The following is a 15,516-nucleotide window of genomic DNA, read 5'->3' as shown; positions in this document are numbered from 1 at the left end:
TGGGGGAGTTATTGAGATGCTCAAAGCATTTCTTAACTCCTTTTCATAACTTATACATAATTTTTTACAGGTATAAAAATATAACGAACTTTATTAGCCAAATTAATATGCTAATTAAGTCAATCGTAATATAATGTCTTATATTATCTTATTTATAATTAATCGAAAGAAATTAGAAATATTACTTAAAATAGAGGTGTAGCGAGTGAGCTCATTAATAACAATATTAGCGTTCATCATCGTTTTTGGTGTTCTTGTAACTGTACATGAATATGGACATATGTTTTTTGCTAAGAGAGCGGGCATTATGTGTCCAGAATTTGCCATTGGTATGGGACCGAAAATCTTTAGTTTTAGAAAAGATGAAACGTTATATACAATTCGTATTTTGCCAGTAGGCGGATATGTTCGTATGGCAGGGGATGGTCTTGAAGAGCCACCTGTCGAACCAGGTATGAACGTTAAAATTAAATTAAATGATAAAGATCAAATCACACATATCATTTTAGATGATCAACATAAATTCCAACAAATTGAAGCTATTGAAGTTAAAAAATGTGATTTTAAAGACGATTTATATATTGAGGGTATTACATCATATGATGAAGAGCGTCACCATTTTAATATTGCTGAGAAAGCATATTTTGTTGAAAATGGTAGCTTAATTCAAATAGCACCGAAAGAACGTCAATTCACACATAAGAAACCGTTACCCAAATTTTTAACATTATTTGCAGGACCGTTATTTAACTTTATTCTAGCCATCGTATTGTTTATCGGATTAGCATATTATCATGGTACACCTACAACAACTGTAGGTGATTTAGCTAAAGGTTACCCTGCTGAAAAAGCAGGCTTGAAAGCAGGCGATAAAATTGAACAAATTGGTAACCACAAAGTCAAAGACTATAATGATATTTCAAATATTTTAGATAAAAATAAATCGGCAAAAACAACTGTTAAAGTTGAGCGAGACGGTAAGATGAAATCAATCGATATCGAACCTAAGAAAACTGAAATCAAACAAACAAAGAATAAAACTGAGACAGTTTATCAAATTGGATTTAAACCGAAAGCAGAACATACGGTATTTAAGCCGCTTGTCGCTGGTGTTGAACAGTTCTTTAAAGCAGGTACATTAATATTTACAGCAGTCGTTGGCATGATTGCGAGTATCTTTACAGGTGGTTTTTCATTAGACATGTTGAATGGGCCAGTAGGTATTTATCATAATGTGGATTCTGTAGTTAAATCAGGAATTATTAACTTGATCACATATACGGCCTTATTAAGTGTTAACTTAGGTATTATGAATTTATTACCAATTCCAGCATTAGATGGCGGAAGAATTTTATTTGTAATTTACGAAGCAATATTTAGAAAGCCTATTAATAAAAAGGCAGAAACAGGTATTATTGCAGTCGGTGCAATCTTTGTAGTTATCATTATGATTTTAGTAACATGGAACGATATTCAAAGATATTTCTTATAAATAGGGAGGCAATGTAACTATGAAACAATCTAAAGTTTTTATACCAACTATGAGAGAAGTGCCAGCAGAAGCTGAAGCTTTAAGTCATCGTTTATTATTGAAAGCAGGCTTAATTAAACAAAGTACAAGTGGGATATATAGCTACTTACCATTAGCTACACGTGTTCTTAATAATATTTCTAAGATTATACGTGAAGAAATGGAAAAAGTAGATGCGGTTGAAATATTAATGCCGGCGCTTCAACAAGCTGAATTATGGGAAGAATCAGGCCGTTGGGGTGCATATGGTCCAGAATTAATGCGTTTAAAAGACCGTAACGGACGTGAGTTTGCATTAGGACCAACTCATGAAGAAGTGGTGACATCACTTGTTAGAGATGAGTTAAAGTCATATAAACGTTTACCTCTAACGTTATTCCAAATCCAATCTAAATTTAGAGATGAACAACGCCCTCGTTTTGGGTTACTTCGTGGTAGGGAATTTATCATGAAAGATGCTTATTCTTTCCATGCGGATGAAGCATCATTAGATGAAACGTATCAAGATATGTATAACGCGTATGATCGTATCTTTAAACGAGTAGGCATCAATGCACGTCCTGTTGTAGCAGATTCAGGTGCAATAGGCGGTAACCATACACATGAATTTATGGCGTTAAGTGAAATTGGCGAAGATACTATCGTTTATAGTAATGAAAGTGATTATGCTGCAAACATTGAAAAAGCAGAAGTTGTTTATACAGCTAACCCTAAAAATACTGAAGTTGCTGAATTGAAAAAGATAGAAACGCCTAATATTAAAACTGCCGAAGAAGTAGCTAAATACTTAAAACGTCCGTTAGATGAAATTGTGAAAACAATGATTTGCAAAGTTGATGGCGAATTTATCATGGTACTTATAAGAGGACATCATGAATTAAATGATGTGAAATTAAAAGCTTATTTTGGTACAGACCAAATTGAAATGGCAAACCAAGATGAGATTATTAATATTGTGGGAGCACATCCAGGTTCATTAAGTCCTATTCATGATAAAGATATCAAAATCTATGCTGACAATTTTGTTCAAGACTTAAATAATTTTGTGATTGGTGCAAATGAAGATGGATATCATTTCGAAAATGCACAATTAGATCGTGATTTTAAAGTTGACGAGTTTGGAGACTTTAGATTTATTTTAGAAGGTGAACCATTAAGTGATGGTTCTGGAAATGCACAATTCGCTGAAGGGATTGAGGTTGGACAAGTATTTAAACTTGGAACTAAATATTCTGAAACAATGAATGCGACGTTCTTAGATAATCAAGGTAAAGCACAACCACTTATTATGGGTTGTTATGGTATTGGTGTGTCTAGAACATTAAGTGCTATAGTAGAACAGCATCATGACGATAATGGTATTATTTGGCCTAAATCTGTTACACCATTTGATTTACATTTAATTACAATTAATCCTAAAAAAGAGGACCAACGTGAGTTAGGTAACCAATTATATGATCAGTTAATGAATAACTATGATGTACTATATGATGATCGCCAAGAACGTGCGGGTGTTAAATTTAACGATGCGGATTTAATAGGATTACCAATACGAGTTGTTGTTGGTAAACGTGCTGAAGAAGGTATTGTAGAAGTTAAACAACGTTCAACAGGTGAAAGTGAAGAGATTCATATTGACGATTTAGAAAATTATATTAATGATTTGTATTTAACTTTAAACTAAAAATGAGCATTTGACCTTATAGGTTTCATGTATTGGGAGTGCGATGATGGATTCAATACGAATTCTTGTCCGCTCCTTATTTTTCGTAAAAAGTATTTAATTCATATCGATGAAATCTATACCAATTAAGCGTATAATAAAATATAAATTTGCTTTGAACTTCGAATGATTCATCAGTATAATTTGTATGATTGATTTCATAATTCCAAATGACTAGTTCAAATAATGTTAAAGAAGTATATATTTAAGGTGGTTTTCACATTGGCAATGACAAATCAAGAAAAATTTAAAGTACTTGCTGATCAAATAAAAATTTCTAATCAATTAGATTCAGAAATATTAGCGCAAGGTGAACTAACTAGAATTGATGTCTCAAGTAAAAATAGAACATGGGAATTTCATATTACATTGCCATATTTCTTATCTCATGAAGATTATTTACTTTTTAATCATGCGATTGTGGAAGAATTTAAAGAAATAGCCGATGTAAGTTGTCATTTCACGATTGAAAACACTGATAATCAAGATGAACAGGCAATTAAATATTTTGCACATTGTATCGATCAAACTGCCTTATCTCCTAAAGTAAAAGGGCAGTTAAAACAAAAGCGCTTGATTATGTCAGGTAATGTTCTAAAAGTTATGGTTTCTAATGATATTGAAAGAAACCATTTTGATAAAGCATGTAATGGTAGTTTAGTAGCTGCTTTTAAAAAATGTGGATTTAAAATCGATAAAGTAGTATTTGAAACAGATAATACTAACCATGATGAAGATTTAGCATCTTTAGAAGCACATATTCAAGAAGAAGATGAACAAAGTGCGCGTGAAGCTACTGAAAAACTTGAAAAAATGAAAGCAGAAAAAGCAAAACAACAAGATAATAACGAGAGCGATGTAGATAAATGTCAAATTGGTAAACCAATTCAAGTTGAAAATTTACGATCTATAGAATCGATTATAGAAGAAGAATTTAAAGTAGCTATTGAAGGTGTTATTTTTGATATTAATTTAAAAGAATTGAAAAGTGGACGTCATATCGTAGAATTAAAAGTGACAGATTATACAGATTCACTAGTGTTAAAAATGTTTACTCGTAAAAATAAAAATGATTTAGATCATTTTAAAGCCTTAAGTGTAGGAAAGTGGGTTCGTGCACAAGGCCGTATTGAAGAAGATACGTTTGTTAGAGATTTAGTGATGATGATGTCCGATATTGAAGAAATTAAAAAATCACCTAAAAAAGATAAGGCAGAAGATAAAAGGGTTGAATTTCATTTACATACATCAATGAGCCAAATGGATGGTATACCCAATATTGGTGGCTATGTAGCACAAGCGGCTGAATGGGGTCATCAAGCGATTGCTGTTACAGACCATAATGTTGTTCAAGCATTTCCTGATGCTCATGCTGCGGCTGAAAAACACGGTATCAAAATGATATATGGTATGGAAGGTATGTTAGTGGATGATGGTGTACCTATCGCTTACAAACCTACAGATCGCGATTTAAAAGATGCTACATATGTTGTTTTTGACGTAGAAACGACTGGTTTATCAAATCAATATGACAAAATTATAGAATTAGCAGCTGTCAAAGTACATAATGGAGAAATCATAGATAAGTTTGAAAGATTTAGTAATCCTCATGAGAAATTATCAGAAACAATTATTAATTTAACGCATATTACTGATGATATGTTAACTGATGCTCCTGAAATAGAAGATGTACTTACTGATTTTAAAGAATGGGTAGGAGATGCTATATTCGTGGCGCATAACGCGTCATTCGATATGGGGTTCATTGATACGGGTTATGAACGCCTCGGATTTGGTCCTTCAACAAACGGTGTAATTGATACATTAGAATTATCTCGTACTATAAACACAGAGTATGGTAAGCATGGATTGAATTTCCTTGCCAAAAAATATGGTGTCGACTTAACACAACATCATAGAGCGATATATGACACTGAAGCTACTGCATACATTTTTATCAAAATGGTTCAACAAATGAAAGAACTTGGGGTAACTAATCATATAGATATTAATCAAAAATTATCTAACGAAGATGCATATAAACGTGCTAGACCATCACACGTCACATTAATCGTCCAAAATCAACAAGGTTTAAAAAATCTATTCAAAATCGTGAGTGAATCATTGGTAACGTACTATTATAGAACGCCAAGAATACCAAGGTCTTTATTAAATGAATATAGAGAAGGTCTGCTAGTCGGAACGGCATGTGATGAAGGTGAACTATTTACAGCTGTCATGCAAAGAGATCAATCAGAAGTAGAAAAAATAGCGAAGTATTATGACTTTATTGAGGTACAGCCTCCTGCGCTTTACCAAGACCTTATTGATCGTGAACTCATTAGAGATACAGAAACACTTCATGAAATTTATCACCGTTTAATAGAAGCAGGTAAAAGTGCTAATATTCCAGTTATTGCAACTGGTAATGCACACTATTTATATGAGCATGATGCTATTGCTCGTAAAATTTTAATTGCTTCTCAACCGGGGAATCCATTGAATCGTTCAACTTTACCAGAAGCACATTTTAGAACAACTGATGAAATGTTGGATGAATTGCATTTCTTAGGTGAAGAAAAGGCTTATGAGTTAGTTGTAACTAATACTAATGCCTTAGCAGATCGAATTGAACGTGTCGTACCAATTAAAGATAAATTATATACACCACGAATGGATGGTGCGAATGAAGAAATTAGAGAATTAAGTTATAGCAATGCTAAAAAGTTATATGGTGAGGATTTACCTCAAATTGTAATTGATCGTCTAGAGAAAGAATTAGATAGTATTATAGGGAATGGTTTCTCAGTTATATACCTTATTTCACAACGCTTGGTTAAAAAATCTTTAGATGATGGTTACTTGGTAGGTTCACGTGGTTCTGTAGGATCAAGCTTTGTAGCGACTATGACAGAAATCACTGAAGTTAACCCACTTCCCCCACATTATATTTGTACGCATTGTAAAACGAGTGAGTTTTTCGACGATGGTTCTGTAGGTTCGGGATTCGATTTACCTGATAAAAAATGTCCTGAATGTGGTAATGAACTGATTAAAGAGGGACAAGATATACCTTTCGAAACGTTCTTAGGATTTAAAGGAGATAAAGTACCAGATATCGACTTAAACTTCAGCGGTGAGTATCAACCTAATGCACATAACTATACAAAAGTATTATTCGGTGAAGATAAAGTATTCCGTGCAGGAACAATTGGTACAGTTGCCGAAAAAACCGCATTTGGATTTGTTAAAGGTTATCTAAATGACCAAGGTATTCATAAACGTGGTGCTGAAGTGGATCGATTAGTTAAGGGTTGTACAGGTGTTAAACGTACAACTGGACAACACCCTGGTGGTATTATCGTAGTTCCAGACTACATGGATATTTATGATTTTACACCTATACAATATCCAGCAGATGACCAAAGTTCTGCTTGGATGACAACACATTTTGATTTCCATTCTATCCATGATAACGTCTTAAAACTCGATATACTTGGACACGATGATCCAACTATGATACGTATGCTACAAGATTTATCCGGCATTGATCCTAAAACGATTCCTGTCGACGATAAAGAAACTATGAAAATATTTAGTAGTCCAGAAAGTTTAGGTGTGACTGAAGAAGACATTTTATGTAAAACAGGGACATTTGGTGTACCGGAATTTGGTACAGGATTTGTAAGACAAATGCTTGAAGATACTAAACCAACAACATTTTCTGAATTAGTACAAATTTCTGGACTATCACATGGTACAGATGTTTGGTTAGGTAACGCACAAGAATTAATCCGTGCAGGTATCTGTGATTTATCATCAGTTATTGGTTGTCGTGATGATATCATGGTATATCTGATGTATGCAGGATTAGAACCATCAATGGCCTTCAAAACAATGGAGTTCGTACGTAAAGGACGTGGCTTAACTGATGAAATGGTTGAAGCTATGAAAGAAAATGACGTTCCTGATTGGTATCTAGATTCTTGTCGTAAAATCAAATACATGTTCCCTAAAGCCCATGCGGCAGCCTATGTATTAATGGCAGTCCGTATCGCATACTTTAAGGTACATCATCCTTTATATTATTATGCGTCTTACTTTACAGTTAGAGCATCTGATTTTGATTTAATTACTATGATTAAAGATAAAACAGGTATTAAAAACACTGTAAAAGATATGTACTCTCGCTATATGGATTTAGGTAAAAAAGAAAAAGATGTATTAACAGTATTAGAAATAATGAATGAAATGGCTCATCGAGGTTACCGTATGCAACCGATTAGTTTAGAAAAAAGCCAAGCGTTTGATTTCATTATAGAAGATGATTCATTGATTCCACCATTTATAGCAGTACCAGGTCTTGGTGAAAATGTTGCCAAAAGAATTGTTGAAGCAAGAGAAGAAGGGCCGTTTTTATCTAAAGAAGATTTAAACAAAAAAGCAGGTTTATCACAAAAAGTTATTGAATACTTAGATGATTTAGGTTCATTACCAGGATTACCTGATAAAGCACAATTATCTATTTTTGATATGTAATGTAAAAAACAAATAAGTGAATTAATTTTTTATGTAAATATAGTTAAGATCCCATTTGTTAGGGTGTGATTTGTTTACTTGCATAACTTATGGTATACTTAACTTGCTTAAAAAATTAGTAACTCAGGCAAAAGAGTGGGCATATACCCGCTCTTTTCTATTTGCCTAAAAGGGAGGCCTGTATGAGTAAAATAGCTGAACAAGTTGAACCTATTATTCAACCCGTATTAGATGAGCTTAACTTTGAACTAGTTGAAATTGAATACGTTAAAGAAGGTAAAGATCATTTTTTAAGAATTTCAATAGACAAAGAAGGTGGCGTTGATCTTAATGATTGTACGTTAGCCTCAGAAAAAATAAGCGAAGCTATGGATGCAAATGATCCAATACCTGAAATGTATTACTTAGATGTAGCATCACCAGGCGCAGAAAGACCTATCAAGAATGAGAAAGCGCTTAAAAATGCAGTATCACATCCCATTTTTATTTCACTTTATGTACCAATCGAAAATGAAAAAGAATGGTTAGGTATTTTAAAAGAAGTCAAAGAGGATATTATATTAATAGAAGTCAAAGAGAAATCTAAAACAAAAACGATAGAGATACCACGCAATAAAATTGCAAAAGCACGTCATGCAGTAATGCTATAACGTGGTGAGGAGGAAGAGCCGTGTCAAGTAATGAATTATTATTAGCAACTGAATATTTAGAAAAGGAAAAGAAAATTCCGAGAGAAGTATTAATTGATGCCATTGAAGCAGCTTTAATTACTGCTTACAAGAAAAATTATGATAGTGCCAGAAATGTAAGGGTAGAACTTAATATGGATGAAGGTACTTTCAAAGTAATTGCGAGAAAAGAAGTTGTCGAAGAAGTATTCGATGATAGAGAAGAAGTTGATATTAGTACTGCACTAGTTAAAAATCCAGCATATGAAATTGGTGACATATATGAAGAAGATGTGACACCACAAGATTTCGGACGTGTTGGTGCTCAAGCAGCTAAACAAGCAGTCATGCAACGTTTAAGAGATGCTGAAAGAGAAATTCTTTATGATGAATTTATCGATAAAGAAGAAGATATTTTAACTGGTGTGATTGACCGTGTAGACCATAGATATGTTTATGTTAATTTAGGTCGTATTGAAGCAGTATTATCTGAAGCAGAGAGAAGTCCTAATGAAAGCTATATTCCTAACGAAAGAATTAAAGTCTTCGTTAATAAGGTTGAACAAACAACTAAAGGACCTCAAATTTACGTGTCAAGAAGTCATCCAGGCCTTTTAAAACGATTATTTGAACAAGAAGTACCTGAAATCTTTGATGGTACCGTTATCGTTAAATCAGTTGCACGTGAAGCAGGCGATCGTTCTAAAATCAGTGTTTACTCTGAAAACCCTGAAATCGATGCAGTAGGTGCATGTGTGGGTTCAAAAGGTGCTCGAGTTGAAGCTGTAGTTGAAGAACTTGGTGGTGAAAAGATTGATATTGTTCAATGGAACGAAGATCCTAAAGTGTTTGTAAGAAATGCTTTAAGTCCATCACAAGTGTTAGAGGTTATCGTAGATGAAGAAAATCAATCAACAGTAGTGGTCGTTCCAGATTATCAATTATCTTTAGCAATTGGTAAACGTGGTCAAAACGCACGTTTAGCAGCTAAATTAACTGGTTGGAAAATTGATATAAAATCTGAAAGTGATGCACGTGATGCAGGCGTTTATCCTGTTATTGAATCAGAAGAAATCGCTGATGAAGTTGTAAATTCAGGTGATGAGGATATTGAATTTGATGATGTGAATTTAGAGGAATCAAATTTAACTACTGCAGAATTAGCAGCAGAAACTGATGAATCGTTAGAAGAAACGGATGAAGTAACTACTGAAGATAAAGATACAGAAAAATAGTTTGGAGTGATGATTGAACATGAAAAAGAAAAAAATTCCAATGCGTAAATGTATCATATCTAATGAAATGCATCCTAAGAAAGATATGATTAGAGTTGTGATTAATAAAGAAGGCGAAATATTTGCTGATGCTACTGGTAAAAAACAAGGCCGTGGTGCCTATGTTTCAAAAGATGTTCAATTAGTAGAAAAAGCACAACAAAAAGAGGTTTTAGAAAAATATTTTAAAGCTTCAAAAGAGCAATTAGAGCCTGTATATAAAGAGGTTATTCGTTTAATTTATAGAGAAGAGATTCCAACAAAATGATTAATGAGAAGATATTTAATTTTTTAGGTCTTGCGATGAGAGCAGGTAAAGTGAAAACGGGTGAATCAGTTATTGTCAGTGATATGCAAAAGGGCAATATTAAATTAGTTATATTAGCTAATGATGCTTCTCCAAACACTACGAAATTAATTAAGAATAAAACTTCGAGTTATAAAGTGCCTTTAAGGGTATTTGGAACAAGAGAAGAATTAGGGATAGCACTTGGTAAAGGCGAGAGAGTCAACGTTGGCATTACAGATCAAGGTTTTGCCAAAAAGTTGCTGTCTATGATAGATGAATATCGTGAGGAGTGATTATATGAGTAAACAAAGAATTTACGAATATGCGAAAGAATTAAATCTAAAGAGTAAAGAGATTATAGATGAATTAAAGAGTATGAACGTTGAAGTGTCGAACCATATGCAAGCTTTAGAAGATGACCAAATTAAAGCTTTAGACAAAAAGTTCAAACCAGGACAAAGTAACGAAACACAAAAGAATACTCAAAATAATCACAATAAATCTGAAAATAAGCAACAAAATAACCAAAAACAAAATAATAATAAATCAAATAATCAAAACAAGCAGAATAATAACAACAAAGGTAAACAACAAAATAATCAAAATAACAACAACAATAAGAAGAATAATAAAAATAACAAAAACAACAAAAATAATAAAAAGAATAATCAAAAGCAAAGTTCTCCACAACAAGCAGAACCTAAAGAAATGCCATCTAAAATTACTTATCAAGAAGGCATCACAGTAGGAGAATTAGCAGATAAATTGAATGTTGAATCTTCAGGTATAGTTAAGAAATTATTCTTATTAGGTATTGTTGCAAATATTAACCAATCATTAGACCAAGAGACGCTTGAGTTAATTGCAGATGATTACGGTGTTGAAATTGAAGAAGAAGTCATTATCGAAGAAGAAGATTTATCTATTTACTTCGACGATGAAACTGAAGATCCAGATGCTATCGAACGTCCTGCAGTTGTTACTATTATGGGACATGTTGACCATGGTAAAACAACGTTATTAGATTCAATTCGTCATACAAAAGTTACTGCAGGCGAAGCGGGCGGTATCACACAACATATTGGTGCTTACCAAATCGAAAATGAAGGTAAAAAAATTACTTTCCTTGATACACCTGGACACGCAGCATTCACTACAATGCGTGCACGTGGTGCTCAAGTTACAGATATAACAATTCTTGTAGTAGCTGCCGACGATGGTGTTATGCCTCAAACAATTGAAGCAATCAATCACGCTAAAGAAGCGAATGTTCCTACAATTGTTGCAGTTAATAAAATAGATAAGCCAACAGCAAACCCTGACCGTGTAATGCAAGAATTAACAGAGTACGGTTTAATTCCAGAAGACTGGGGTGGCGATACGATTTTCGTACCACTATCAGCATTAAGTGGTGAAGGTATCGATAGTTTACTAGAAATGATTGGATTAGTTGCAGAAGTTCAAGAATTAAAAGCAAATCCTGAAAAACAAGCAGTAGGTACTGTGATTGAAGCTGAATTAGATAAATCAAGAGGCCCTGCAGCATCATTACTAGTACAAAATGGTACATTACATCAAGGAGATTCAATTGTTGTAGGTAATACGTATGGTCGTATTCGTGCCATGGTTAATGACTTAGGACAACGTATCAAAACTGCTGGTCCATCAACACCAGTTGAAATTACAGGTATTAATGATGTACCACAAGCAGGCGATCGCTTTGTAGTATTTAAAGATGAAAAACAAGCACGTCGTATAGGTGAAGCACGTCATGAAGAAAGTGTCATTCAACAACGTCAAGAAAGTAAAAACGTTACATTAGATAACTTGTTTGAACAAATGAAACAAGGTGAAATGAAAGACTTAAACGTTATTATTAAAGGTGACGTTCAAGGTTCTGTAGAAGCTTTAGCAGCATCATTGATGAAAATAGATGTTGAAGGTGTAAATGTACGTATTATTCACACTGCAGTAGGTGCAATTAACGAATCTGATGTTACTTTAGCCAACGCATCAAACGGTATTATCATCGGATTTAATGTACGTCCGGATGCAGGTGCTAAGCGTGCAGCTGAAGCAGAAAACGTAGATATGCGTTTACACCGTGTTATTTATAACGTTATTGAAGAGATTGAATCAGCTATGAAAGGTCTACTTGACCCTGAATATGAAGAACAAGTCATTGGTCAAGCAGAAGTACGTCAAACATTCAAAGTATCTAAAGTTGGTACAATTGCAGGTAGTTATGTTACAGAAGGTAAAATTACTCGTAATGCAGGCGTACGTGTCATTCGTGATGGCATCGTTCAATTTGAAGGTGAATTAGATACCTTAAAACGTTTCAAAGACGATGCTAAAGAAGTAGCACAAGGTTATGAATGTGGTATTACGATTGAAAAATATAATGACCTAAAAGAAGGCGACATTATTGAAGCATTCGAAATGGTTGAAATCAAAAGATAATCGTTAATATTATGATGAAGTTTGGAGGTTGAGACAGGCGATATATATTAGAGCGGTAAACAATGTTCTAATAAATAATTGTCTTTTGTCTCACCTCTTATTTAAACTGAAAATTAAAGAATAAGAGAGGTGACAATAAATGAGTAATATGAGAGCAGAACGTGTTGGCGAACAAATGAAAAAAGAAATCATGGATATCGTTAATAATAAAGTGAAAGATCCTAGAGTTGGTTTTATTACAATTACAGATGTTGAATTAACAAATGACTTATCTCAAGGTAAAGTTTATTTAACAGTTCTAGGCAATCAAAAAGAAGTAGATAATACTTTTAAAGCATTGGAAAAAGCTAAAGGATTTATAAAATCTGAACTTGGCTCACGTATGAGATTACGTATTATTCCAGAATTATCATTCGAATATGATGAATCAATAGAATATGGTAATAAAATCGAACGTATGATCCAAGATTTACACAAACAAGATAAATAATAATCATTTTATTTTAGCCTGGGAAAATGTTTCTCAGGCTATATACATATCAAAATCATTTAATATTAAAGTATGAACAATATCATCCATTTCATAGTTAAATGTTATAATAAATAAGTATATCAATTTTGAAAAATAAAAGGTGTGAAACCATGTATAACGGTATATTACCAGTATATAAAGACCGAGGATTAACCAGTCATGATGTGGTCTTTAAACTAAGAAAGATACTTAAAACTAAAAAAGTTGGTCATACGGGTACGTTGGATCCTGAAGTATCAGGCGTCTTACCTATATGTATTGGCTCAGCAACACGTGTGAGCGATTATGTTATGGAAATGGGTAAATCCTATGAAGCAACTGTAACAATTGGTAGAAGTACAACTACAGAAGATCAGACAGGCGAAACAGTTGAATATCAAAAAATAGAAGAAAATGAACTAACTGACATTCAAGTTGACGATATTATCAGACAGTTTGAAGGTACGATAGAACAAATTCCACCAATGTACTCTTCGGTTAAAGTTAAAGGGAAAAGGTTATATGAGTATGCACGCAATAATGAAACTGTGGAACGACCAGTGAGAAATGTAACGATTAAACATATTGCACGTACATCCCCTTTACGATTCAAAGACGGCGAATGTCATTTTGATATTTCAGTAAATTGTGGTAAGGGAACATATATTAGAACATTAGCGACGGATATAGGTTCAAAATTAGGTTTGCCAGCACATATGTCGTTGTTAACACGTGTCCAATCAGGGGGATTTGACCTCGAACAAAGTCTGACTCTTGAAGATATACGTTCATTACATGAGCATGATGCATTACAAGATAAATTGTTTCCTATAGAATATGGTTTGAAAGGTTTACCGCAAATCAATATAGATAATGAACAAATCAAACAACGCATTTTGAATGGTCAAAAGTTTTATAAAAAACAATTTCAAAATATAACGAATGACCAATTTGTATTTGTTGATGATTCTACTCAAAAAGCAATGGCAATATACATTGTACATCCAGATAAACCAGATGAATTAAAACCTAAAAAAGTATTTAATTAAAGGAGATTTATTATGAAAGTGATAGAAATTACCCATCCAATTCAAGATGACCAACGAATAAATGAAAACGTTGCGATGGCGTTTGGTTTCTTTGATGGTATGCATAAAGGGCATGATAAAGTTTTTCAAACATTAGATCAACAGGCACAATCTCGTGGACTGAAGAAGGCTGTTATGACGTTTGATCCACATCCATCTGTTGTGTTAAATCCTGAACGCAAAAGAACGACTTACTTAACACCACTTTCAGACAAAATTGATATGATAGCTTCACATGATGTGGACTACTGTATCGTTATTAATTTCTCATCTAGGTTTGCAAATGTAACATCTGAAGAATTTATTGAAGAATATATTATTAAAAATAATGTCAAAGAAGTTATTGCTGGATTTGACTTTACGTTTGGTAAATTTGGTAAAGGTAATATGACGGTGTTAAATGAGGTTGATTCATTTAATACGACAATAGTGGGCAAACAAGAATTAGACGATGAAAAAATTTCTACTACAGCGATTAGAGATGCATTACAAAGCGGTGAATTGCAAAAAGCGAATGAGGAATTAGGTTACTTATATAAAATAAAAGGTACTGTTGTTCAAGGTGAAAAACGTGGACGAACAATTGGATTCCCAACTGCTAATGTTCATCCTAGTGATGATTATTTGTTACCCAAAAAAGGCGTTTATGCAGTAAGTATGGAAATTGGCACCGAACAAAAATTATATCGAGGCGTTGCAAACGTTGGTGTTAAACCCACTTTCCATGATCCAGCAAAGGCAGAAGTTGTCATAGAAGTTAATATTTTTGATTTCGATGAAAATATTTATGGAGAACGAGTAGTGGTATACTGGCATCATTTCTTACGCCCTGAAATAAAATTTGATGGTATCGATCCATTAGTAGAGCAGATGAATGATGACAAAGCTCGTGCTAAATATTTATTATCTGTTGATTTTGGAGACGATGTATCATATAATATATAAAGTTGATTAAAACAAGACAGACTTGTTTAAGAGACAACCTTTTTCTTAGTAGGTCGAGACTCCGACGCCTAACTCGGATAAAGGAGTATACAAATTAAAGGAGGAAATTGACAATGGCAATTTCACAAGAACGTAAAAATGAATTAATTAAAGAATACCGTACTCACGAAACAGATACTGGTTCTCCAGAAGTACAAATCGCTGTTTTAACTGCAGAAATCTCTGCATTAAACGAACATTTACGTGAGCACAAAAAAGATCACCATTCACGTCGTGGATTATTAAAAATGGTTGGTCGTCGTAGACATTTATTAAACTACTTACGTGGTAAAGATATTCAACGTTACCGTGAATTAATCAAATCTTTAGGTATCCGTCGTTAATCTTAATAATAAATTAGGAAAGCACCATTCGATTGGTACTTTCCTTTTTTTATTGTCTAACAAATAAGAACTAATATAAATTAAATGTAATAAATGATATGA

Annotated in this window: 12 protein-coding genes; all 12 read left to right on the top strand. The window is 33.3% G+C overall.

The features are described 5' to 3' along the window. Positions 1-205 precede the first annotated feature (205 nt). The 12 genes from rseP (at position 206) to rpsO (ending at position 15,414) form a co-directional block, all read left to right on the top strand. The gene (rseP, locus tag EL082_RS07370) at positions 206-1,492 is read left to right on the top strand and encodes an RIP metalloprotease RseP (RefSeq protein WP_002466035.1); all 1,287 of its coding nucleotides are present in this window, start codon (positions 206-208) and stop codon (positions 1,490-1,492) included. A 19-nt stretch (positions 1,493-1,511) separates the two neighbouring features. Further along, complete coding sequence (locus EL082_RS07365; RefSeq protein ID WP_049414683.1) at positions 1,512-3,215, top strand: proline--tRNA ligase; 1,704 nt, start codon at positions 1,512-1,514, stop codon at positions 3,213-3,215. 267 nt (positions 3,216-3,482) lie between these two features. Beyond that, complete coding sequence (locus EL082_RS07360; protein ID WP_103286318.1) at positions 3,483-7,793, top strand: PolC-type DNA polymerase III; 4,311 nt, start codon at positions 3,483-3,485, stop codon at positions 7,791-7,793. A 182-nt stretch (positions 7,794-7,975) separates the two neighbouring features. Further along, positions 7,976-8,443: a ribosome maturation factor RimP gene (gene rimP / locus EL082_RS07355; protein ID WP_015365074.1), complete on the top strand. Its 468-nt coding sequence runs from the start codon at positions 7,976-7,978 to the stop codon at positions 8,441-8,443. 20 nt (positions 8,444-8,463) lie between these two features. Beyond that, complete coding sequence (gene nusA / locus EL082_RS07350) at positions 8,464-9,696, top strand: transcription termination factor NusA (RefSeq protein ID WP_015365073.1); 1,233 nt, start codon at positions 8,464-8,466, stop codon at positions 9,694-9,696. A gap of 19 nt (positions 9,697-9,715) precedes the next feature. Further along, positions 9,716-10,003 carry an RNase P modulator RnpM gene (rnpM, locus tag EL082_RS07345; RefSeq protein ID WP_002450545.1) on the top strand — a complete coding sequence of 96 codons (288 nt, stop codon included), beginning with the start codon at positions 9,716-9,718 and terminating at the stop codon, positions 10,001-10,003. Next, the gene (locus tag EL082_RS07340) at positions 10,000-10,317 is read left to right on the top strand and encodes a L7Ae/L30e/S12e/Gadd45 family ribosomal protein (protein WP_002466040.1); all 318 of its coding nucleotides are present in this window, start codon (positions 10,000-10,002) and stop codon (positions 10,315-10,317) included. Before rnpM ends, EL082_RS07340 begins: the two co-directional genes overlap by 4 nt. Before the next feature lie 4 nt (positions 10,318-10,321). Continuing rightward, complete coding sequence (gene infB, locus EL082_RS07335) at positions 10,322-12,487, top strand: translation initiation factor IF-2 (RefSeq protein WP_015365072.1); 2,166 nt, start codon at positions 10,322-10,324, stop codon at positions 12,485-12,487. A gap of 139 nt (positions 12,488-12,626) precedes the next feature. Continuing rightward, positions 12,627-12,977, top strand: a complete 351-nt coding sequence (gene rbfA / locus EL082_RS07330) for a 30S ribosome-binding factor RbfA (RefSeq protein WP_002466047.1) — start codon at positions 12,627-12,629, stop codon at positions 12,975-12,977. Between the two features lie 152 nt (positions 12,978-13,129). Then, a complete protein-coding gene (truB, locus tag EL082_RS07325) occupies positions 13,130-14,047 on the top strand; it encodes a tRNA pseudouridine(55) synthase TruB (RefSeq protein ID WP_002466042.1) in 918 nt (305 codons plus the stop codon). Between the two features lie 12 nt (positions 14,048-14,059). Beyond that, on the top strand, positions 14,060-15,031 hold the full coding sequence (gene ribF / locus EL082_RS07320) for a riboflavin biosynthesis protein RibF (RefSeq protein WP_002466033.1): 972 nt from the start codon (positions 14,060-14,062) through the stop codon (positions 15,029-15,031). A 113-nt stretch (positions 15,032-15,144) separates the two neighbouring features. Then, positions 15,145-15,414, top strand: coding sequence for a 30S ribosomal protein S15 (rpsO, locus tag EL082_RS07315; RefSeq protein WP_002450539.1), 270 nt, complete (start codon positions 15,145-15,147; stop codon positions 15,412-15,414). Positions 15,415-15,516: the final 102 nt, after the last annotated feature.

The sequence above is a fragment of the Staphylococcus warneri genome, from assembly GCF_900636385.1.
In the GTDB taxonomy this organism is placed as follows: domain Bacteria; phylum Bacillota; class Bacilli; order Staphylococcales; family Staphylococcaceae; genus Staphylococcus; species Staphylococcus warneri.
Note: the sequence above shows the minus strand (reverse complement) of the source record. Positions and strands in the feature narration are given on the sequence as shown.

Coding starts and splice junctions, on each gene's coding strand:
- rpsO (WP_002450539.1), top strand. CDS start 15,145: ATGGCAATTTCACAAGAACGTAAAAATGAATTAATTAAAGAATACCGT.
- EL082_RS07365 (WP_049414683.1), top strand. CDS start 1,512: ATGAAACAATCTAAAGTTTTTATACCAACTATGAGAGAAGTGCCAGCA.
- rbfA (WP_002466047.1), top strand. CDS start 12,627: ATGAGTAATATGAGAGCAGAACGTGTTGGCGAACAAATGAAAAAAGAA.
- ribF (WP_002466033.1), top strand. CDS start 14,060: ATGAAAGTGATAGAAATTACCCATCCAATTCAAGATGACCAACGAATA.
- EL082_RS07360 (WP_103286318.1), top strand. CDS start 3,483: ATGACAAATCAAGAAAAATTTAAAGTACTTGCTGATCAAATAAAAATT.
- rnpM (WP_002450545.1), top strand. CDS start 9,716: ATGAAAAAGAAAAAAATTCCAATGCGTAAATGTATCATATCTAATGAA.
- EL082_RS07340 (WP_002466040.1), top strand. CDS start 10,000: ATGATTAATGAGAAGATATTTAATTTTTTAGGTCTTGCGATGAGAGCA.
- infB (WP_015365072.1), top strand. CDS start 10,322: ATGAGTAAACAAAGAATTTACGAATATGCGAAAGAATTAAATCTAAAG.
- rimP (WP_015365074.1), top strand. CDS start 7,976: ATGAGTAAAATAGCTGAACAAGTTGAACCTATTATTCAACCCGTATTA.
- truB (WP_002466042.1), top strand. CDS start 13,130: ATGTATAACGGTATATTACCAGTATATAAAGACCGAGGATTAACCAGT.